Source organism: Neolewinella agarilytica (assembly GCF_900110645.1).
In the GTDB taxonomy this organism is placed as follows: Bacteria; Bacteroidota; Bacteroidia; order Chitinophagales; family Saprospiraceae; genus Neolewinella; species Neolewinella agarilytica.
Genome location: NZ_FOFB01000001.1, coordinates 506095 through 526680 on the forward strand (window position 1 = coordinate 506095; position 20586 = coordinate 526680).

Annotated in this window: 17 protein-coding genes and 5 tRNA genes; 6 read left to right on the forward strand and 16 right to left on the reverse strand. The window is 53.6% G+C overall.

Features of this window, described 5'->3' with window-relative positions; translation table 11 throughout:
- Positions 1–118: 118 nt before the first annotated feature.
- Together bioA and BM123_RS01930 are read right to left on the reverse strand one after the other, a co-directional pair.
- A complete protein-coding gene (gene bioA, locus BM123_RS01925; RefSeq protein ID WP_090165109.1) occupies positions 119–1417 on the reverse strand; it encodes an adenosylmethionine--8-amino-7-oxononanoate transaminase in 1299 nt (432 codons plus the stop codon).
- Positions 1418–2465: 1048 nt separating this feature from the next.
- A complete protein-coding gene (locus BM123_RS01930; protein ID WP_090165110.1) occupies positions 2466–2951 on the reverse strand; it encodes a transposase in 486 nt (161 codons plus the stop codon).
- Positions 2952–3456: 505 nt separating this feature from the next.
- On the opposite strand from BM123_RS01930, the gene BM123_RS01935 reads away from it, so the two are divergent.
- Positions 3457–5109, forward strand: a complete 1653-nt coding sequence (locus BM123_RS01935) for a S41 family peptidase (RefSeq protein ID WP_090165111.1) — start codon at positions 3457–3459, stop codon at positions 5107–5109.
- Positions 5110–5161: 52 nt separating this feature from the next.
- Here the strand turns inward: BM123_RS01935 and BM123_RS01940 are convergent, their stop codons facing one another.
- Positions 5162–6892 (reverse strand): hypothetical protein, encoded by a 1731-nt coding sequence (locus BM123_RS01940; RefSeq protein ID WP_090165112.1) that lies wholly within the window; start codon positions 6890–6892, stop codon positions 5162–5164.
- A gap of 467 nt (positions 6893–7359) precedes the next feature.
- The gene (gene fmt, locus BM123_RS01945; RefSeq protein WP_245748383.1) at positions 7360–8292 is read right to left on the reverse strand and encodes a methionyl-tRNA formyltransferase; all 933 of its coding nucleotides are present in this window, start codon (positions 8290–8292) and stop codon (positions 7360–7362) included.
- On the opposite strand from fmt, the gene BM123_RS01950 reads away from it, so the two are divergent.
- Positions 8283–9185, forward strand: coding sequence for an alpha/beta hydrolase (locus BM123_RS01950; RefSeq protein ID WP_245748384.1), 903 nt, complete (start codon positions 8283–8285; stop codon positions 9183–9185). The two genes, fmt and BM123_RS01950, sit on opposite strands and share 10 nt — an antisense overlap.
- Before the next feature lie 483 nt (positions 9186–9668).
- On the opposite strand, the gene xseA is transcribed toward BM123_RS01950, so the two are convergent.
- From xseA to BM123_RS01985, 9 genes are all read right to left on the reverse strand, one after another.
- Positions 9669–10916 (reverse strand): exodeoxyribonuclease VII large subunit, encoded by a 1248-nt coding sequence (gene xseA, locus BM123_RS01955; protein WP_090165113.1) that lies wholly within the window; start codon positions 10914–10916, stop codon positions 9669–9671.
- A 32-nt stretch (positions 10917–10948) separates the two neighbouring features.
- On the reverse strand, positions 10949–11278 hold the full coding sequence (locus tag BM123_RS01960) for a T9SS type A sorting domain-containing protein (protein WP_090165114.1): 330 nt from the start codon (positions 11276–11278) through the stop codon (positions 10949–10951).
- Between the two features lie 173 nt (positions 11279–11451).
- Positions 11452–11537, reverse strand: a tRNA-Ser gene (locus BM123_RS24125).
- 86 nt (positions 11538–11623) lie between these two features.
- Positions 11624–11706 (reverse strand) — tRNA-Ser (locus BM123_RS24130).
- A 95-nt stretch (positions 11707–11801) separates the two neighbouring features.
- Positions 11802–11874 (reverse strand) — tRNA-Trp (locus tag BM123_RS01965).
- A 242-nt stretch (positions 11875–12116) separates the two neighbouring features.
- Positions 12117–12189 (reverse strand) — tRNA-Met (locus tag BM123_RS01970).
- A gap of 108 nt (positions 12190–12297) precedes the next feature.
- Positions 12298–12369, reverse strand: a tRNA-Arg gene (locus BM123_RS01975).
- 201 nt (positions 12370–12570) lie between these two features.
- The gene (gene msrB / locus BM123_RS01980; RefSeq protein ID WP_090165115.1) at positions 12571–13140 is read right to left on the reverse strand and encodes a peptide-methionine (R)-S-oxide reductase MsrB; all 570 of its coding nucleotides are present in this window, start codon (positions 13138–13140) and stop codon (positions 12571–12573) included.
- A gap of 224 nt (positions 13141–13364) precedes the next feature.
- A complete protein-coding gene (locus BM123_RS01985) occupies positions 13365–14249 on the reverse strand; it encodes an AraC family transcriptional regulator (protein WP_090165116.1) in 885 nt (294 codons plus the stop codon).
- A 180-nt stretch (positions 14250–14429) separates the two neighbouring features.
- Here BM123_RS01985 and BM123_RS01990 point away from each other — a divergent pair, with 180 nt between their 5' ends.
- The 4 genes from BM123_RS01990 to BM123_RS02005 all read left to right on the forward strand — a co-directional run bounded on the left by BM123_RS01990 (position 14430) and on the right by BM123_RS02005 (position 17954).
- Positions 14430–15392, forward strand: coding sequence for an LLM class oxidoreductase (locus tag BM123_RS01990; protein ID WP_090165117.1), 963 nt, complete (start codon positions 14430–14432; stop codon positions 15390–15392).
- A gap of 5 nt (positions 15393–15397) precedes the next feature.
- On the forward strand, positions 15398–16195 hold the full coding sequence (locus BM123_RS01995; RefSeq protein ID WP_090165118.1) for an SDR family NAD(P)-dependent oxidoreductase: 798 nt from the start codon (positions 15398–15400) through the stop codon (positions 16193–16195).
- 58 nt (positions 16196–16253) lie between these two features.
- Positions 16254–16907 carry an oxygen-insensitive NAD(P)H nitroreductase gene (gene nfsB, locus BM123_RS02000; RefSeq protein ID WP_090165119.1) on the forward strand — a complete coding sequence of 218 codons (654 nt, stop codon included), beginning with the start codon at positions 16254–16256 and terminating at the stop codon, positions 16905–16907.
- 198 nt (positions 16908–17105) lie between these two features.
- Positions 17106–17954 carry a DUF4437 domain-containing protein gene (locus tag BM123_RS02005; protein ID WP_090165120.1) on the forward strand — a complete coding sequence of 283 codons (849 nt, stop codon included), beginning with the start codon at positions 17106–17108 and terminating at the stop codon, positions 17952–17954.
- A gap of 39 nt (positions 17955–17993) precedes the next feature.
- Here the strand turns inward: BM123_RS02005 and BM123_RS02010 are convergent, their stop codons facing one another.
- The 3 genes from BM123_RS02010 to BM123_RS02020 are packed head-to-tail and all read right to left on the reverse strand — an operon-like array spanning position 17994 to position 20485.
- Positions 17994–18479, reverse strand: a complete 486-nt coding sequence (locus BM123_RS02010) for a GDYXXLXY domain-containing protein (protein WP_090165121.1) — start codon at positions 18477–18479, stop codon at positions 17994–17996.
- Entirely contained in the window at positions 18463–19539 is a 1077-nt protein-coding gene (locus tag BM123_RS02015) for a DUF4401 domain-containing protein (RefSeq protein WP_090165122.1), read from the reverse strand. Before BM123_RS02015 ends, BM123_RS02010 begins: the two co-directional genes overlap by 17 nt.
- Positions 19526–20485, reverse strand: coding sequence for a DUF2157 domain-containing protein (locus tag BM123_RS02020; protein ID WP_090165123.1), 960 nt, complete (start codon positions 20483–20485; stop codon positions 19526–19528). The genes BM123_RS02015 and BM123_RS02020 overlap by 14 nt, the downstream gene beginning before the upstream one ends.
- Positions 20486–20586 lie beyond the last annotated feature (101 nt).

The following is a 20586-nucleotide window of genomic DNA, read 5'->3' on the forward strand; positions in this document are numbered from 1 at the left end:
GCGATTTGCCTAACGACAACCTCTAGTACCGACAGGCACGGGTCTGCCCCCTTAGCCAGCTACGAAAGAGCGGCGAAGCCGGCGATGGAGTGCCTCGCGATTAGCACAGGTAAAAACCCTATTTCTCTCCCGCAAAAAATTCCACCCGCCCACAAGCAGCCACCATCACCGAACAGAGTTTTTCAACCTCCGCTTCCGTCACTACGTAGGGAGGCATGAGATAAATCAGCCGGCCAAAGGGGCGAATCCAAACGCCTTGTGCCACAAAAAAAGCCTGGATTTCTGCTACCCGAACGGGACGATGTGTCTCGATTACGCCGATACCTCCGAGCACGCGAACATCCTTAACCAGCGGGAGTTGGGCGGCGGGGCGCAGGTGCAAAGCAAGGTGCTTAGAAAGCAGGGTGATCCGTTCAGCCCAGTTGCTCCGCAGCAACAGGTCGATGCTGGCGCAGGCGATGGCGCAGGCCAGCGGATTGGCCATAAAGGTGGGGCCGTGCATAAGCACTTTGGCCTGGCTCCGGCCAATGACCTCCGCCACCTGATCCGTACAAAGCGTTGCGGCTAAGGTCAGGTAGCCACCGGTGAGGGCCTTCCCCAGACAGAGAATATCCGGCGTAAGACCAGCGTGCCCGGCGGCAAAGAGTTTGCCCGTCCGGCCGAAGCCCGTAGCGATTTCATCAAAGATGAGCAACAAGCCATGCTCTTCGCATAGAGACTTAAGTACCGAGAGGTAGTCAGGATTATAAAAATACATTCCCCCGGCACCTTGCACCACCGGTTCGCAAATGAAGGCCGCAGCCGTGTGGGCGTAGTCCGCAAAAAACATCCGAAGTTCTTCGAGGTAGGCCTCTTCCATCGGAGCGGTAAAACCCGGGGGCGGTTTCCGGAAGAAGCGGTGCACGGGCAGGAAACCGTTAAAGAGCGAATGCATTCCTCCTTCGGGGTCACAGACGGACATTGGCCCCGTGGTATCTCCATGATAGCCGCCCCGGAAGGTGAGGAACTTCGTCCGCCCGCGCTTCGCGCGGGCCTGCTGATACTGCACGGCCATCTTCATGGCGACCTCTACACTGACGGAACCGCTGTCGGCCAGAAAAACCCGGTTAAGCCCCTGCGGGCTGATGTCCACCAAACGTTTCCCCAGCTCTACTGCCGGCTCGTGCGTCAGGCCGCCAAACATTACGTGCGACATTTTCTCCAGCTGGGCAGCAGCCGCTTCGTTGAGTTCCGCGACGTTGTAACCATGGATGGCGCACCACCAGGAGGCCATGCCGTCGGTTAGTTCCTGGCCATCGGCCAGGGTGATGGTAGCGGCGGTGGCGGAGGCCACCGGGTAAGCGGGCAGCGGCTCTGACAAAGAAGTGTAAGGGTGCCAAAGATGATGGCGGTCGAAGGCTAGTTGCTCGGGAGTGATGGTGGGTGGGCTTGGTTCTCCGCAAAGTTACGTTGATTCCTGGTAGAGACGCTATGCGTCGACCCGGGCAAGGGAGCGCAGCGACTTTGACCGGGTAACGCCAACCAGGCAAAAGCTATCGCTATAACACGCTCCGGAAGCCTGCGGCCCCGTTCGCGATCGACGCATAGCGGCTCAACCAGGCTCTGGTAGAGACGCTATGCGTCGACCCGGGCAAGGGAGCGCAGCGACTTTGACCGGGTAACGCCCACCAGGCAAAAGCTATCCCTATAACACGCTCCGGGAGCCTGCGGCCCCATTCGCGATCGACGCATAGCGGCTCAACCAGGCTCTGGTAGAGACGCTATGCGTCGACCCGGGCAAGGGAGCGCAGCGACTTTGACCGGGTAACGCCAACCAGGCAAAAGCTACCGCTAGAACACGCTCCGGGAGCCTGCGGCCCCATTCGCGATCGACGCATAGCGGCTCAACCAGGCTCTGGTAGAGACGCTATGCGTCGACCCGGGCAAGGGAGCGCAGCGACTTTGACCGGGTAACGCCCACCAGGCAAAAGCTATCCCTATAACACGCTCCGGGAGCCTGCGGCCCCGTCGCTATCGACGCATAGCGGCTCAACCAGGCTCTGGTAGAGACGCTATGCGTCGACCCGGGCAAGGGAGCGCAGCGACTTTGACCGTGTAACGCCAACCAGGCAAAAGCTATCGCTATAACACGCTCCGGGAGCCTGCGGCCCCATTCGCTATCGACGCATAGCGGCTCAACCAGGCTCTGGTAGAGACGCTATGCGTCGACCCGGGCAAGGGAGCGCAGCGACTTTGACCGGGTAACGCCCACCAGGCAAAAGCTATCCCTATAACACGCTCCGGGAGCCTGCGGCCCCATTCGCTATCGACGCATAGCGGCTCAACCAGGCTCTGGTAGAGACGCTATGCGTCGACCCGGGCAAGGGAGCGCAGCGACTTTGACCGGGTAACGCCCACCAGGCAAAAGCTATCCCTATAACACGCTCCGGGAGCCTGCGGCCCCGTCGCTATCGACGCATAGCGGCTCAACCAGGGTTCCTGTACAGTGCATCAAAATCTGGGTTTAAATAAGTACCTGGCCAATCTCTCCAATCCTTGACTTGGCCAGACTTAACTGGATTATTTAAAACATACCACATAGCACGGTCAAACTTTCCCTGTCGTACCGTTCTGTCAAAATAAAATTTCTCCCAAAACTGCGTGCCAGTAGTACCCAGTATTCGATTACACAGCCTTGCCGTATGTGATTTATGTCGATTCATGAGTTTACCTAGATCAATCGTCTCTTTACCTTCAGGAGCCCGTACCAGAGCGTGAACATGGTTCCCCATTACACATATAGCGCATATGTATACAAACTGATGTTCTTGTAAAAATATCCATGAATCAATGATGATTTGTGCCAATCGAACATCACATAAATGAAATGGCCCTTTTTTAATGGCGTGAAGTGCGTGATCTATTTCCAATTCAAAATTTGCATTAATCTCAAAAAGCTTTTTTTTGTACAAGCCAGAAGAGAGCAGTTCTGGACTTTTTTCGAATCCAGTTCTAATTCTCTTTTAGCGAATTCATGTTTCTCGCGCAGCAGACTTAGGGTTACATTAGGCAAACTACCCGCCAGACGGTAAGTAATATGAACTGGTCGAAAATCTAGATCTTGGTGCGGAACTTTTGAACTCCTTTTTTCCATTATCGTAATTTATCAGATTTCTCAATAATATAAGGCTAGAATTCTGTTTTTGCTTCTGGTAGAGACGCTATGCGTCGACCCAAACAAGGGAGCGTAGCAACTTTGACCGGGTAACGCCCACCAAGAAAAAGCTACCGCAATAACACGCTCCGGGAGCCTGCGGCCCCGTTCGCGATCGACGCATAGCGGCTCAACTAGGCTCTCCCCTTGCCAATCAACCGTTTTTGCACCTGCGTCCGCGCCCGACAAAACATTCTACACCCTATTATCATTAACAAGCCGTACAACAATTAGGCTTACCTTCGCATCTATAGACTCAAGAGATGAAAAATCAACGATCTTCAATCTGGACACCGCTCCTCTTTGCACTTACGCTGGCCATTGGACTCTTTATCGGCTATCGGCTTCAAAGCAACGCTCCCTTGCTCGTCAGCGGTGGAAACGAGGGTGTTTCCGGTAATGGCAGAGTGGAAGAATTGCTTCGGTACATCGAGGCGCGGTACGTTGATGCACCGGACACTGATGAACTCTATGAAGCGGCCATTTCAGCAGTCATTGATGAACTCGACCCACACAGCAGCTACATTCCCGCCGAGCAACTGCAAGCCTTGAATGAATCTATGGAAGGGAACTTTGAAGGCATTGGCATCGAGTTCCTGGTGGTAGACGACACCATTACAGTAGTCTCTACCCTACCCGGCGGCCCCAGTGAAACAGCCGGGCTGATGCCCGGCGATCAGATCATTATGGTCGAAGACAGTATGGTCACGGGTGTCAACGAATTCAATATTGACCCGGCCAGTCTGATGCGGGGCGTCAGCAATACTGACGTGAGCATCAGCGTTCGCCGTCCCGGCGAACCGGAACTGAAGGGCTTCACCATCACCCGGGCGCCCATCCCGGTCTACAGCGTGGATGCCGCCTACAAACTAAATGATAAAACGGCCTACGTAAAGATCAATCGCTTTAGTGCGACTACCTACGACGAGTTCGTCAAGGCCCTCGAAGAACAAATGGAAAAAGGAGGCGCTGAGCACCTCGTCATTGACCTGCGCGACAACCCCGGTGGTTACCTCCAGCAAGCTACCAAAATGCTGAGTCAACTCTTCCCCCAAAAGGGAGAACTACTGGTATACACTCAAGGGCGAAATTCCCGTCGGGTCGACTATAAAACGAATGGTCGGGCCTTCTATAACATCCGCGACGTAGCCGTATTAGTAGACGAAGGTTCCGCCAGTGCCAGCGAGATTTTAGCGGGTGCTGTACAGGATCACGACCGGGGGATTATCGTAGGCCGCCGCAGTTTCGGTAAAGGCCTCGTGCAGGAACAATACCCGCTCAGCGATGGTTCCGCCCTCCGCCTCACCGTGGCCCGCTACTACACCCCTTCCGGGCGAAGCATCCAGCGCTCATATGACGAAGGCGAAGAAGAATACCGGGGGGAACTCAATGAGCGATTCGATAGCGGCGAACTCTTCGACGGCGAAAATGACAGCCGGGACAGCTCCGTAATCTACTACACCGATACCGGGCACCCTGTTTTTGGCGGCGGCGGTATTACGCCCGACTATTTCGTTCCGCTGGACACCAGCCTGAACAACGAGACTTTCCTTCGTCTGCGTCAGGAGGTTCCGGCCTACATTTTCCAGTACGTCCGTCGTCATCCCGAACTGAAACAATTCAAAACCCTCGATGAGTACATCGCCCGCTTTCAACCTGACCTCGACGAGATCATTCCCGGCCTGACTACCCGGGCGATGGTTGATTATGAAGGCGCCCTTGAAGATATGCCCGCACGCCTGCGCCCGGAGCTCTCGCTCTTCTTCCGCGCCCGCCTGGCGCGGCAACTATTTGACGGTTCCGCCTTCTTCCAGGTACTCAACGAAGAAGATCCCATTGTGATCGAAGCGCTCCGTCTGCTCGAAAAGGATGACCCAATGGCGGCAGCTCGTGCTAAAAAAGGAAACGGCTTATAGGGTAATAGTCCCTTCCCCCTTAACCCTTTACTCCCTTTCCCCCCTTAATCCTCTACTCCCCCTTCGCCCCGGGAATAAGCGGCATCGCCTCCACACGAATGCGAGGTACGGCTAATCTCGCTGCCAGCGGACGACGACACAAGGAGTAGCCATCTTTTACCGGGAGACACACTTCCACGCGCAGTGGCATAGTCAGCATGTTGCGGTCATCAATATCCTTGAGTGGCCAGGTACGCTCGCTCTCCAGCACAACATTCAGGGTGGTGCGCCGGTCATCGTAGTCAGCGGAGAGGAGCCTGACGTCAAGCGGGTTATCGGCGTATCCAGCAGTAATCTTCGTCGCTTCGAACTTCCCAGCGGGATCAAGCGGATTGTCACGATCATTGACGTTCAGGGTAATATGCCACTGAAAGGCGTACTGCCCGTTATTTTTCCGTTGCAGCTCAAAGCGGGTACCGGCCAGGTCCACCAGCGGGTGAGTGGAGGTGGGAAGGCGCTGAGAAACGGGAATCCGCAAGTCAGGCATACCATTACGGGCAGGAAGTACCAGCTCGTAATTGAGGGGAACTACTTCGATAGCGCCAAGGTTCTCCGGCAAAAAGAGTTCCGGAGAAGTGTTGCCACCAATCGAGAAGGATAGTCCGGAGCTTCCGGAAGTTGTCACCTCGAGGCTGGGAACACCCCGGTAAGCACCTCCCCGAAGATTATCAATCTGCCAACCTGCACCGGCCAGGCCAGCGGGCAAACCGCTGACACTCACAGCATGCTGGTGGCTACCGCCCTCGCGAAGCGGGGCCGGGTGAGCTTTGTCCAGCTCCACCAACGGAGTGTAACGAAAGTAATTGCTGATCTCTTCGGGAGACGGCAGACGGGCATATAGCCGGTCGCGTTGATAAGGGCCCTCGAAATCGGTATAGACGATCGTTTCCCAGTCGGTACCGTTAAAAGCGTTCTGGCTGGTACGGCCGCGGGTAGCGGCGGCCTTGAGGCCTCCGGCAAGCGGCAAAGAGACATTGACGCCCAGGGTTTGCTCGGTCATGGAAACTTCCGCGGCATCGGTCAGGTGTTTAACCATGACGCCTTCGAACTGGGTGAGATAATAGGCCCGGCCAGCGTATTCGGGATGATCCTGATAGAAGCGCCAGAGGGTAGCCATCAGCTCAGTGGTACGGGCATCGTTGGCGGCCAGTACTTCGGCAATGGGGCTAACAAAACTACCCGCCATCGCTACGACGGTGCTGTTGCGGCGCTCGTCCGTATTCAGGGCGGCGCTGAAGGCGACGTAAGGAGGCTTTAGGCCGGCATCGAGGCTGGCCTTCAGGTAGCCGCTACAGTTTTTGGTGAGCAGAAAAGCATCAAAGCCCGGCCGGGGTTGCGGAGTAAGATCAATACCGACAGCTTTGTTGAACAGCAGCTGATCAGCGCGGTACTGAATTTTGTCCAGCGGGAAACCCGTTTCTTCATCGGTAAAGATGTAACTCAGCAGGTTGCCGCCGTTGATGTCGGCCCGTTCAACCCGGGTACGCAGGCTGCGCTTGCCCAGGAAACGGTCAATGGTTGGCGGGGTGTAATCCCGTTTAGAGTTCGGTTTGCTGAAGCCGCAAAAGTCATAATGACGTTGAAAGACGTCCTGAAGAGCATTTCCCAGGGTAGTACGACCGTAGGAGCGCTCGGGAGGCCAAACCGGCTCGGCATTCTTAGATCGACGGCGCTGGCCGTCCAGGTTCAGGCTGGTAGCGATTAAAAGGAGAAGAAGGAGGAAGCTTAATTCTTGACGTTTCATACGGGCGGGGTGGAAAGACTCAAGACAAACATATCAAACTTCGTTTGCTATGTTTTTTGATTGGCGATGTTCGATTCTTGATTTGCGATTTGCTGCGCAGTACTTCGTGCTCTTGATTTGCTACCGCAAGGGATAGCTCACGGTGTTTGTCCCGGGGCAAGCGTAAACCATTTGGATATGAATTCAGGTTCAATACGTATGCTCGAGAAAAGAAGCTACCAGCCATATTAATGATTACCAGAGCAGTGGTATTGTCTGTAAGCCCAGCTTTTTAACGGATATTTTACGGTGTGGTAGGCGCGGACGCAGGTGCGGGGTTTTGTTCGTTGGAATATTAGTTCTTTGGTCTTTTGGGCTTCCGCACGTTGAAGGCCAGCTGTGGCTTAACTCCATTATTCCCGCCAACGTGCGGTAGCTCCAAAGGACTAACGGACCAAAAGACCAAACCCTGCACCTGCGTCCGCGCCCTACTCCATTGCTAAGTGGGAAAAATCCATACCCCGCAGGAATTCTTCCGTGTCCATTCTTCGTTTGCCGGCCAGTTGTAAACGTTCGACCTTTAGGTAACCATCCTGACAGGCAATTTTCAGATAGTTTTTGTTGTCCGTTACCAGGGTCCCTGGCTTGTAGTCATGCATTTTAAACTCCCGTTTTCCGCGAATAATCTTAAGCTGCTTGTCCTCCATCATGGTCCAGGCCGAGGGAAAAGGGCTCAGTCCCCGCACGAAGTCATGGACCACCTGCGTCGGTTGGTCCCAATTAATCTCACAGGTTTCCCGGTGAATCTTCGGCGCGGAGGTGGCCGCCGTACCATCTTGTTCCTGGAGGGTGTAGTCGCCGGATTCGATCAATTGTACGGTCTTCAGCACCAGTTCTGCTCCTTCGAGCATCATGCGATCATGGACATCTCCTGCCGTATCGTCCGGTCCGATCGGAATCCGGTGCTGCAGCAAAATGTCTCCCGTATCAATCTCCTTTTTCAGGAAGAAAGTCGTGCAGCCCGTTTCTTGTTCTCCCCGGATGACGGCCCAGTTGATCGGAGCTGCGCCCCGGTACTTCGGCAGCAGGGAACCGTGCAGATTGAAGGTGCCTCCTTTGGGCATATCCCAAACCGACACGGGTAACATCCGGAAGGCTACTACAATCTGTAAATCTGCTTTCAGGGCCCGGAGCTGTTCCAGAAATTCGGGATTTTTAAACTTCGGTGGCTGCAGGACCGGAATACCGTGCTTTACGGCGCATTTCTTTACCGCGCTTTCCAGCAATTTCTTGCCGCCGCGGCCGCCCATTTTGTCGGTAGCAGTGATGACGCCGACGACCGGATAACCGGCGGCGATGAGAATTTCCAGGGAGGGGACCGCAAAATCTGGCGTGCCCATAAACACAATACGTGGCTTCATGCCGCGAATTTGACTATTTTTCCGCTAAGATTATGGAGCAAGCAAAAGAATTCCACTGGAATAACCCGAATGGTAACCGTATTTATGCCGTAGAATGGCCGGTGCCAAAGGCCCGGGCCGTTATTGGCCTCATCCATGGCGTCGGGGAACACTGCCGCCGCTATGATCATATGGCCGCCTGGTTTCAGGCCCGGGGCATTGCGATGGTAGGCTATGACCGGCAGGGCTTTGGACGCAGCGAAGGCCGCAAAGGCTATGCCGCCAACTATTCAGAATACACCGATGAGATTGCCAATCTCGTGCTTGCCTGCGAAACCCGTTATCAGGACACCCCTCTTTTCCTCTACGGACACAGCATGGGTGGCCATCTGCTACTCCGTTACCTGATCCGACGTCATCCCCGTATTTCCGGGGCCATTGTCTCTGCACCACATATTCAGCTTAGCTTTCAGCCCAATCAATTATTGGTAGGCATTGGCCGGCTGCTACGAAACGTCTATCCTACTTTCAGCCAGGACAGCCAACTCGATGTTCAGTTACTCAGCCGGGACCCAAAGGTGGTGGCTGACTACGTTGACGATCCGCTCGTCCACCCTACCCTCACCAGTAAAACGGGGATCGACATTCTGGAAAATGCGGATTTGCTAAATGGTTGGTCGGGCGAAATTGAAATCCCGACGCTATTGATGCATGGCGAAAAAGATGGGATCACCAGTCATGATGCGAGCCGGGCATTTGTGGAACGTAACCCCGCAAACACAAGCTTTAAGAGCTGGCCCGGGCTGTATCATGAGCTGCATAATGAGCCGGAGAAAGAGGAAGTGTTTGACTTTGTGCTCAGCTGGCTGGAGGAGCGGCTGACGGTGGTGCATCGGTGGCCTAAGTCGGTTTGAGGTGGGGCTGCTTCGCAGCGGGAAGGTTAACTACGGAGATGTACTGATTCTGGAATGAGGGGCTGCTTCGCAGCGGAGGGTTAACCACGGAGGTGCACAGAGGGAAACACAGAGGTACACCGATGCTGGAGTAAAGGGGCTGCTTCGCAGCGGAAGAGGTAACCACAGATTTACACGGATTTACACAGATTATTGTCGCTGCGCGACGACTGGTTTGGACGTGTCTTATGAATCCTATTTCGCATCCTAAGAATCCGACTCCCCCGGTAGCATCCTGAAATTCTAATCCTTTGGAGGGGCTGCTTCGCAGCGGAGGGTTAACCACGGAGGTGCACAGAGGGAAACACAGAGGTACACCGATGCTGGAGTAAAGGGGCTGCTTCGCAGCGGAAGAGGTAACCACAGATTTACACGGATTTACACAGATTATTGTCGCTGCGCGACGACTGGTTTGGACGTGTCTTATGAGTCCTATTTCGCATCCTAAGCATCCGACTCCCCCGGTTTCAATAAGGTCGTCCGCCCTTCCTTAAGGCGGATCTCTACTTCTCCTTCGGTTATATCCTCGGGATTTAGCAGCAGTTTACCGTCCTGGCTCACGAGCGCGTAGCCGCGGGCGAGGGTTGTTTCGGGGCGGAGTGCGGAGAGTAGTTTCTCCAGGTTATCGAGTTGGCTGTTGGCGTTGAGGAGGGCTCTGCCGGGCAGGAGGGTGAGATCTTTTTCGGCGCGGTCGAGGCGTTGAGATTCGCCGCGCAGCGCGGCGGCAGCCAGTTGGCGGGCCTGGCCCGCAAGGCCGGCCAGTCGGGGGCGTTCTATCGCCAGATGATGAGCCCCCGTTTCCCGAATGGCCCGGCTAAGCTGTACAACCATGCCTTCCGCCCGCATAAATTGTTCCACAAGCCAGACGGCGGTAGCCGTTGGCGTTTTCAGGCTGCGGTGGGCGACGCGGTCCAGGACCGAATCGTCGGTCTCGTGCCCGATGCCCACAACGACCGGCAGCGGGAAGCTGGCCACGGCCCGGCAAAGAGCTTCCTCGTCGAAGGCGGCCAGATCCGTCCTGCCGCCACCGCCGCGGACGATGATAACGGCGTCGTAGTCGGCTTGACGGCGGGCAATTTGCCGCAGACGAGACTGTATCTCAGGGCTCGTCTGAACGCCTTGCATCGCTGCGGTAAAAAGCTGAAGATGGAAGCGGTAGCCGTAGGGGTTAGCCTCCAGTTGTTCCCGGAAGTCAGCCAGGCCCGCCGCCGTATCGCTGGAGATAACCGCCAGTCGCTGCGGGACGATCGGGAAAGGAATATTGCCATTGGCGTCCAGCAGGCCATCCTTGCTCAGCGCTTCAAGCGTGAGCTGCCGGCGGCGCTCCAGTTCGCCGAGGGTATGGGCGGGATCGATGTCTTCCACCACCAGGCGGAGACCATATCGTTGATGAAAAGAAGTGGTTACCTTAAGGCGAACGGACATGCCTTCCCGGAGCAGGTCGCGGACCAATTTAATACCGTGATTGCGCTGAAGATCCGTTAACTGGCTGGCCCAGACGACGCCTTCCAGCTGAGCAATGATGCCTTCTCCTTCGGGGTCTTTTTCCACCAACGTAAGCCAACAATGTCCACGGGACGTGTTGGCCTGGGCTAATTCAGCCGTTACCCATACCGCTTCGGGCAGGTTCAGCGCAAAGACGCGCCGGATAAAACCGGTAAGCTGGGTAAGTTGGTAGGTCTGTGCGGACAAGGTTTATCGTAAATGATACGTCTCGTAAGGAATTAGCGCAGCAATACGCGGCGTGCCAGTGCCTTGCCGGCCAGGGTCTTCACGCGGAGAATATACATGCCGCGTGGCAGGTCAGCCACCTGGAAAGAGTTTCCGTTGACAATGGCTTTATTGTCCCGAACAGTTTGCCCGGTCATCGACATGAGTCGGATGCTGGCCAGTGGTTCAGCAGTCTCAAACTGCATAACGTCATGGACGGGGTTGGGGAAAACACTTAAATCTTCCGTTTGTGCAACGGACTGTTGACTCTGCCCGACAACAATGCCGGAACAGCAAAATAAAGCTAGAAACAGTAAGACAAAAAGGGTAGAGTTTGTTTGCATAAAGCAACGTTTTTGGGGGATATGTGTATTCTCAAAGCATTGATTAGACCCAACTCTGACTAATCAGTCACAATCTAAGACAAAAGACTGGCTAATTTGCCCCCAGGCACAAAATAAGTGCGTTACCGATTCGTTAATGGCCGGTTTTGGTCCGGGAGTGGACCTTTTTTTTGCAGTAAGTAAGGGATTCGAACCCTTGCAACCTTTCGGTTCTCTCGCCTTAGCAGGGCGGGCCATTACCGGACTCTGGCAACTTACTGTAGGAGACATCGCCCGGAATCGAACCGGGATTAAATAGGAATTGCAAGCCTACCCCATAGCCAGTATTGGGTACAATGTCAATAGCGGGAGGTGAAGGAATCGAACCCTTATCCTGATAGATAGTACGGTTTTCAAGACCGCTTGAGCACCATTGCTCACCACCTCCCTGGTGGGTACTTGCACGCTCCGCGTGCAAGTGTTTGTTGCACATGGAATGTGCAACTACCCTAAAAAGTACGGGTAGAGTCTATACCCGTAAACGCACATCGGCCAGGATTTGAACCCGGAACTACGGACTTGGAAACCGTCGTGTTGCCAGTTGACACCACCAATGTGTATGTAAGTAAAGTGCGTACCCGAGGACTCGAACCTCGTACCCGCCAGCCTGACTTTGGGGTGGGACCGGGTTTACAATCCGGTGTCAGGGAAGGCCGCCAAATGAGAAAACCCCGCCAGAATTAGTCCTGACGGGGTTTTCAAAAGCAACGTTTCAACGCACTAGAAAATCCACCGCCCGGACGGGCAGTACCAATAACTAAGTGAAGAGGAAATGTTGAAAATCATGGTTGCTTTTTTGTAGCAGAGATCGGATTCGAACCGACGATCTGGAGATTATGAGACTCCCGAGCTAACCGCTGCTCCACTCTGCGGGGGGATAATGGGATGGGGGGAGGGGAAAGTTGCGGGAGATAAGATAAAATCTGTAAAAGGGTTGACAGATAAAACCTAAACTATTAAGCTTTAATCAATACCAAGAGTGCCCCCAGCAAGACTCGAACTTGCATCTTCGGTTTAGGAAACCAACGTTCTATCCCTTGAACTATAGGGGCTTTTTTAGACGGTAGTCGGTAGTCGGTAGATTGTAGTCGGGTAGTCGTTAGATTGTAGACGGTAGAGTTTACTAACTATCTACCATCTACAGTCTACAACACTACCGTCTACAGTCTACCGTCTACAATCTACTGACTACAGCTCTACAGTCTACCGACTGAAGAACCAACGGCCGGCAAATATAAGTTGCTCGCTGCGGATTATTCCCTGACTTCGGGGAAGTCTTCCATCGGGACGAAGTTGAGGCTTACGCCATTGATGCAGTAGCGTAGTCCGGTGGGCTCGGGGCCGTCGGGGAAAACGTGTCCCTGATGGCCGTCGCAGCGGGCGCAGCTGACTTCTACGCGGCGCATGCCGTAGCGGACGTCGACGTCTTCTTTGATGTAAGCGGGGTTGATGGGCTCGTAGAAACTTGGCCAGCCGGTGCCGGACTTAAACTTGGTAGACGAGCTGAACAGCGGCAGGCCACAGCCGCCACAGGTGAAGATCCCGGCGCGCTTTTCATTCAACAGCGGGCTGGTGAAGGAGCGCTCGGTACCGTCTTCGCGGAGAACGTTGAAGGACTTAGCGTCCAGCACCTCCTTCCAGTAGCTGGCGGGTTTCTCTATTTTTTCGATCACCCCTTCCACTTCGGGTGGGGCATATTTGTAGTTGGGGGTAAGATCTTCTACGACGGCAGGCTCGTCGGAGTTGGTAACGGCTACTTTGGACTGAGAGTTACAGGCCGTAGTGAAGAGTAGTACGGGCAGAAGAAAAAGCAGATAACGCATAAAGCAATATTATTTTCTTCTTTAACGCGAAAATGGTAGCCGGGGGTTCATCCATTGCCGGCTAAGAGTGACGGTAGCGGACAAGTTGTCTTTACGTCAGTCGGCAAGAGCAGACAGAGGAGCCCCCCACCCTGCTTTTTTACAACTTCCTTTGCACCCCGTAAGGAACGGGACCTGGGACCTGCGTGTGCGCCCGCTGGTTTTGCTTAGCCCCGGTCTTTGGATCAGACACCACACTTGGCCACCTTCAACACATTGTACTCTCCCTTGCTACGGAACTCCCGGATAGACTGCCCGGAGTATTTTTTGAAAGTGCGCGACAAATGGCTTGCGTCCGTAAACCCAAGCTCGTCGGCAATTTCATTGAGGGTAAAATCAGAGTAGAGCAGGCGAATTTCGACCAGTTTGAGCCTCGATTTTGCAATGTACTCCCGCAGGGAAACGCCCATGTTCTTGCGAAAAAATTCACTGATGTAAGTTGGCGACAAGTGGAACTGCGTCGCCAGACTATCAACCGTCAGCTTCTCCGGAGAGGATAAATTCTCCTGGAGGTAAGCCGTCATTTCCGTCAGGCGGTGGTCAGAGGTAACACTTGCGGATTGCACCGCATTATTGCGTTTTATGCCCCGAATCAGCATATGCAACACACTCACCATCAGACTTTTGATTAATTCATTAGCATTTTCCCGATGATTCTGCGCTTCGTACATAATGATTTGGATTAAGCTGATCAGGTTCCTCCGGTCATGCTCATTCCCAATCACCTCCCCCGGCTGCTGCTGGTAATTGGCCAGAATGTAGGAAGCTTCCCGGAACCATCTCTCGTGGTCGGAGCCATACTCTTTACCCGCCGAAAAGAAGGCTTTGGTGAACTTCAGAAAAATGAATTTCGTCGGCGACTCGATGTTAAAAGAGTGACAACGAAGCGGTGGCAGCAGGAAAATATTGCCCCCCTCATAATCATATTCATTGTAGTCAATGCATTGAGACCCTTTGCCGCTGGCGATATAAACCACTTCGAAAAAATTATTCTGCAAAGGGCGCTCTTGCCAGTCAGACAGCTCCAAAACTTGTATTTCAAAAGGTTTACTTGACTGAACAACTTGCATGAAAAAGGGATTTTATCACTAATTGAGCCCTAAAATTAGCTCAAAATGAAGTAAAACCAGCAAAACTCCGCTTCAAAACCTCCATTTATACCTAAATATCCTTTTAATATACAGCATAGCGGAATCCATTTGCCATCATCTTTGCCTCATCGAAATACAGGAACTGTTTCAAAACCAGAAATGAAAGCATTCGAATCCATCAATAAAGGTTTCAATAACGTCTTCGTTGCCGGAGAGATGAGCATTGGTGTAGTCGTTCCCATCGACGACTATGCGGTAGGCGCTCCTCCGAATATGAGCGCGCACCTTGAGCGGGCGCAGCTGGTAGAAAGCTTGGGCTTTAAGGCGCTCTGGTTGAGAGACATTCCCTTTAACGTTCCGACCTTTGGAGACGTTGGCCAGACCTACGACCCTTTCACTTACCTCGGTTACCTGGCCGGGCAGACCAGCGAGATTGCGCTGGGCGTATCGAGCATTGCCCTGCCTTTGCATCATCCCGTTCACGTGGTGAAAGCCGCTGCAACGATCGACCGTTTATCCGGCGGGAGAATGATTCTGGGGGTCGCCTCCGGCGACCGTCCGGACGAATACCCCGCCATGGGCATCGATTTTGAAAGCCGGGGAGAGCAATTCCGGGAGGCCGTCGCTTATTTGCGGGCAGCCCAGGAAAGTTTTCCAACGCTCGAGACGGCTCACTATGGCAAGTTGGACGGACGGGTTGATGTGCTCCCAAAGGCCAGCGGACACAAGATCCCGTTACTCATCACCGGCCGTAGCCGACAGAGCCTCGAATGGAACGCTGAACATGGCGATGGATGGATGTATTACCTGAGAGACCCGTACAGTCAGCAACACACCATCACCGAATGGCGAGACCTGGTGGCCCGGCACGCTACTTACGACAAGCCTTTCATGCAGGCGATGTACATCATCCTTCATCCGGACCCTGACTTCAGGCCGCAGCCCATACAGCTAGGATTCAGAACGGGGATTCATTTCCTCAACGAGTTCCTGCAGTTGCTCAAAGAGGTTGGCGTTAACCACCTGGCCATTAACCTCAGGTTCGACACCGGTAACACCGAAGACACCCTGGAGCGATTAGCGGAGCATGTGCTGCCCAATTTTCACTCCGCAGACAAATAAAAGCTATGAAAAAGAAAATATTCATCACCGGAAGCACCGATGGAATCGGCAAGCTGGCTGCCTTTAAGCTGGCGGCTGCCGGCCACGAAGTCATCCTGCACGGGCGAAATGCCCAAAAGCTGGAAGCCGTTCTCGCCGAGCTGAAAACTGCTTCTCCGCAAGCCACCGTAAGTGGCTACCTGGCGGATTTGTCCGACCTCTCCTCCGTCTCGGCGATGGCTGGCGCCGTAAAGGCTGATCACTCCGTCATCGATGTATTGATCAATAATGCGGGGATCCTGCTTACGAAATCACCCCGGAATTCCGCCGGAATGGACATCCGCTTCCTGGTGAATTACCTGGCACCTGTCCTTTTGACGCGGGAGCTACTCCCGCTACTACACGCCAGTGAGCAGGGGCAGGTGATCAATCTGAGTTCCGCAGCACAGGCGCCGGTATCCTTAACGGCCTTACAAGGAGGGCAAGCCCTCTCTGATCAGGAAGCCTACGCGCAAAGTAAACTGGCGCTGACGATGTGGAACCATCAAATGGCCCGTCAGGAGGATAACATCACTTTCATCGCAGTAAACCCAGGCTCCTTACTTAACACCAAAATGGTAAAGGAGGCCTACGGGAGGCATTGGTCTCCGGCAGATAAGGGAGCTGACATTTTAGTAGCCCTGGCCACTGAGGAAAAACATATGGCAATGTCGGGTAAGTACTTCGATAACGATCGGGGTGGTTACGGACCGGCGCACGCTGATGCCACTGACCAAACGAGTATTGACGAATTACTGAAGCTGACCGATCAGCTTTTACCCTGAGCAGAGAGCACCTCTGCCACACAATAAAATCAAATAACCCCAACTAATTTCTAAGACAATGGATTTCAAAAAAATAACGAACTGGCGCTATTCCACCAAGGAATTTGACCCCGAAAAGAAACTAAGCGACGAGCAATTCGAGCAGGTGAAGACGCTGCTCCGCATGAGCCCCTCGAGCACCAACATTCAACCCTGGCACTTCATCATCGCCAGCACTCAGGAAGGTAAGAAGCGCATGGCTAAGGGCACTCAGGGCTTCTTCAGCTTTAATGCTCCTAAAGTGCTGGATGCTTCTCACGTAATTCTCTTCTGCTCCCGCATTGACGCAGATGATGAATATATGCATCACCTGCTGGACAAAGAAGATGAAGATGGCCGCTACGCCAAGCCGGAATTCAAAGAACAGATGCATGGCGCCCGCCAGATTTTCGCCAACATCCACCGCTTTGACCTTAAAGATCTTTCGCACTGGATGGACAAGCAGGTCTACCTCAACATGGGCTCCCTCCTGCTGGGCGTCGCTGCCTTAGGTATTGATTCAGTTCCAATGGAAGGGATTGATATTAAAACGATAGATCAGGAATTTGGTCTGCGGGAAAAAGGATACTCGGCCGTAGGCATCGTATCCCTGGGTTTCAGAAAAGAAACTGACTTTAACGCCAGCCTGCCTAAATCAAGATTAAGCGAAGAGGATATTTTCACTATCCTTTAATCTTAGAGCAGATTTCCATACAAGTCATCTCTCCCCTTCTCCAACCTTGCCCCACAAGTCAGAAATCTGGTTTTACCAGAAGCCATGGCTACATGCAAGGTTGGAGAAATGGAGGGACAACCGAACAATTCCCGATTAACACCCGTAAGAACAGACATGTACAATGTATATGATTGAACGGGTAAACCATTCTCAGCAATGAAACAGATCCTATTCCTGATACTGATAACTGCTACTATGATCAGTTGTGAAACCACGCCAACTGAAACCACGGAAGCAGCGCAAGAGCCCCTGGCATCTTCTACCAATAAAGTAGTGTTATACTCTGAGATCGAATGGTCTCCACTCAATCCTGCCCGGGGAGATCAGAGCCCTCAGGCAGGAACCATATGGGGAGATCGGAACGGCAAGGAAGCAACCGGGTTTCTCGTTAAGTTCGCCAACGGCTTTTCTTCTCCTCCACACATTCACAACGTAACCTACCGGGGTACGGTGATCAAAGGCCTGGTTCATAATGATGATCCCAAAGCCGAAAAAATGTGGATGCCGGCAGGTTCGTTCTGGACACAACCTGCGGGAGAACCACACATTACCGCAGCCAACGGAACAGAAAACATAGCCTATATTGAAATAGACCATGGCCCTTATCTCGTAAAGCCCGTTGATGAGGCATTCGACGAAGGCGAACGACCGCTTAATATCGATCAGTCAAATATTGTTTGGGTAAACCTGTCTGAAAAAGTCAAGGGCCCACAAGTATCTTACCTCTGGGGTAAGCCGGAAGCCAGCGAGGTGTACGGTATGTACCTGAAATTACCTCCGGGCTTTGCAGGAAAACTAATCCATTCGGGCAGTACTTTCCACGCAGTAGTCATTGACGGACCAATCGACTATCACCTGCAGGGGGAAGAAGGAACAAAGACTCTTAATGCCGGCAGCTACTTCAGCTCCGCGGAAAGCTCCGCTCACCATCTTTCCGGCAACCGTGAAAGCGCGACCGTAATTTATGTACGGACAAACGGCACCGTTGATGTCAAGACCGACTAAGTCAGGCAGCTAGAGTGATTTTGTTCGTCGCACGCTTTATTACTGCAATAACCGCCGCTCCTCATCGTACAGCCCCACGAGCAGGCTGTTGCCCTTATTATCGATCCGCAGCCCGCCGTACTTAGCCGCTTCGAAGGTTTCGGCTGAGCCTTCCTCGAAGAAGTAGGATTCGGCACCGACGTTGATCTGCCAGCGATCTCCGGTGTAGTTGAGGAGTAACTCCCCTTCTGCCAGCGGAGAAGTGCCGGCTTGCAGACGCTGACGGACGGCGACGCCGTTCTCATCAAGAGTGACAATTACGTATCCGCGCTTCTGGATACTATCCGACGGCAGACCACGGCTGATGGCGTAGTTGAGTATCATATAATCGCCTTGCATTAGCGAGCGGGGGTCTACCGGTGCGAGTTCGAGCAAAACGAGTTGTCCCTCGCTCAGGATAGTCTCTTTTTGGTGGATGTACCAGCCCAGATACAGGAGTAGCGCCAGCAGATTAAGACTGATCAGGGCCTTAGTGAGCGTCTTCATGGTTCACAAGTTTAGGGTGAAGGAAACCATAAGCCACCAGCAACAAAACGCCGGAAGCCATCAGGACCATTGATTTCGTGAAAAGCGTCAGGTGGAGATCATAATAGTACTGTCCGATGAGGTAAATCATGGCGGCAGCAGCTATAACCGTCAGAGCACGGGAGCCCGCAATAAAGGACAGCAGCAGGAGCAATAAAGCAGCCGCGATCGCAGGTGCAAAGAGGGTGGGTAATAACAGCAGGGTGAGTCCGCCCAGGTACAGCCATTGCCGTTGCCCGATGCCCCTGAACTTCCTCAACTGCCCGTAGGCGACGAACAATACCAGTGGAATGATCACGCAGGAAGCAACGTAGTGCTGCCGCACCACTTCTTCGCTCCACCAAAACTGTTTACCGAGGTAAACGGCTGCCAGCAGAAAACTGATGGCCAGCCCCGCCCGCACGGGTAAGTAGCGCCGGGAAAGAGCCGGGGTAAAGGTCAGCAAATGGCTCTCTTTTTGGAAAAAGAGGGTCAGCAGTACCCCATGCGCGGCCAGAAAGAGATGAGTAAACAGGTGCCACTCCGCCAAAATCGTAAAGGTCAGGAGGCTGATACCCCCCGCCAGCGTAGCCAGAAAAGAGACAATCTTATTGTCGATAATAGCTAAGAACAGCAGACTGAGCGCGGCACCCGCCAGACAAACCGTTCGCTCATCAAAATTGTCGTAGCCGAAGGAGACCAATAGCATCACCCCACCGGTAACCGACAAGGCTACCGTAAAGGCTTCAGCCAGCAAGCCCGCTCTGCTGCGGTTCAGCATAAAGGCAAGGCCTGACAGTAACAGACCGACCACAAAAATGGAAAGTCGGGAGTCAAACAAACCGCCCAGGGCCATAAAGCCGATCAGGGTGATGGTTGCGATGAGCCCTCCGGTCAGGTTAAGGGCGCGGATGGCGAATGAGCTATCCGCACGCTGGAGGTCCAGATAATCGGTCAACACTTTTTCCCGGGCGCCGGTGGCGCCGGGTTCCGCCCCCGGCAGGAGGCGGCTGAGTTCCGCCTCGAGATCATTGTTCGTCATGGTACCAGTCTTTACGGAGTTTATTTAATTGAAAACTGCTGAATACGGTAGTTCCCAGCACCCAGGCGGAGGCCAGAAAGAAGCCTTCCGTATCTTCTACGGCGTTGAAAATGGCAGCGGTAGAGATGGTAATAAGGCTAATGGCCGTAATGGCCAGATAAGCCAGTTCTTTGCGGCAAAAGGCCAGATAAGCGCTCGCCGCCAACAGCACCGGGACCAGCAGCAATAACAGGCTCCCGACCCAGCTCTCTTCAGGTTCGAAGAGCTCCATCAAAAAGCCATTTACGGCCATAATGGAAACTCCCAGAGCAAGGATCAATAAGAAGGTGCGGGAATAGGTCTTTTTACGAGCCTTTTCACCAAAGTAGCTAAAGCCGAGAAAGGCGCTTAGATTCACCAGCAGTAAGATCAGCCATACCGTTCCGGAGGACCAGTTGAAGGCCACCTGCTCAGCATACAGCCCGATGGTAGTATTGAGCAAGACCAGCGAGAGTAGCCACAACCAGTCAAAATCAACAACAATTGCCCACAGAAGCGTGAATACCCACCAGGCCAGAAAGAGGTCGTAGGCATCTGCTCCCGTCTGGTAGATCTGGCCCAGCACGGCGAAGAGACCGCCCACCATAAAGGCCCCGGTCGTCATCAATCCGTTGCTCACCAGCGGGGTAAACCTGGAGGATAAGGACAGCAAGACCGGGACAACCACACCCGCTGTTGCCAACAAAATTTTTGCGGCCTTGGGCATATCCGCCCAGTTATAAGCCAGAAAAAAGAGGATACCGCAGGCCAGAAAGCCCAGTCCGAGGCTAAGCAGCAGCAGGCGGAGAAAGTCTTTCCAGGCGGGCAAATCAGCGTAGACGTGCGACTCCAACTCCCCGGAGAGCGCTGGCTCGTCCAGCATTTTCCGCTCCGCCAGAAAGCGGATCAGTTTGGCCTTGTTTCTCATAATCAGGAATTTACAAAATTGAAAGGAGAAGATCGGCTGGCAGGAACAAGCTGCCGGCCCAAGAACTCCCTCAGGTTGCCAATGGATATAATCAGCCCTTA

Excerpts from the sequence above, each read along its gene's own strand:
- BM123_RS01990 (WP_090165117.1), top strand. The coding sequence starts at position 14,430 with ATGAAAGCATTCGAATCCATCAATAAAGGTTTCAATAACGTCTTCGTT.
- BM123_RS01960 (WP_090165114.1), bottom strand. The coding sequence starts at position 11,278 with ATGCAAACAAACTCTACCCTTTTTGTCTTACTGTTTCTAGCTTTATTT.
- BM123_RS02015 (WP_090165122.1), bottom strand. The coding sequence starts at position 19,539 with ATGACGAACAATGATCTCGAGGCGGAACTCAGCCGCCTCCTGCCGGGG.
- BM123_RS01935 (WP_090165111.1), top strand. The coding sequence starts at position 3,457 with ATGAAAAATCAACGATCTTCAATCTGGACACCGCTCCTCTTTGCACTT.
- BM123_RS02020 (WP_090165123.1), bottom strand. The coding sequence starts at position 20,485 with ATGAGAAACAAGGCCAAACTGATCCGCTTTCTGGCGGAGCGGAAAATG.
- BM123_RS01940 (WP_090165112.1), bottom strand. The coding sequence starts at position 6,892 with ATGAAACGTCAAGAATTAAGCTTCCTCCTTCTTCTCCTTTTAATCGCT.
- BM123_RS02010 (WP_090165121.1), bottom strand. The coding sequence starts at position 18,479 with ATGAAGACGCTCACTAAGGCCCTGATCAGTCTTAATCTGCTGGCGCTA.
- msrB (WP_090165115.1), bottom strand. The coding sequence starts at position 13,140 with ATGCGTTATCTGCTTTTTCTTCTGCCCGTACTACTCTTCACTACGGCC.
- BM123_RS01985 (WP_090165116.1), bottom strand. The coding sequence starts at position 14,249 with ATGCAAGTTGTTCAGTCAAGTAAACCTTTTGAAATACAAGTTTTGGAG.
- fmt (WP_245748383.1), bottom strand. The coding sequence starts at position 8,292 with ATGAAGCCACGTATTGTGTTTATGGGCACGCCAGATTTTGCGGTCCCC.
- BM123_RS01995 (WP_090165118.1), top strand. The coding sequence starts at position 15,398 with ATGAAAAAGAAAATATTCATCACCGGAAGCACCGATGGAATCGGCAAG.
- nfsB (WP_090165119.1), top strand. The coding sequence starts at position 16,254 with ATGGATTTCAAAAAAATAACGAACTGGCGCTATTCCACCAAGGAATTT.
- BM123_RS02005 (WP_090165120.1), top strand. The coding sequence starts at position 17,106 with ATGAAACAGATCCTATTCCTGATACTGATAACTGCTACTATGATCAGT.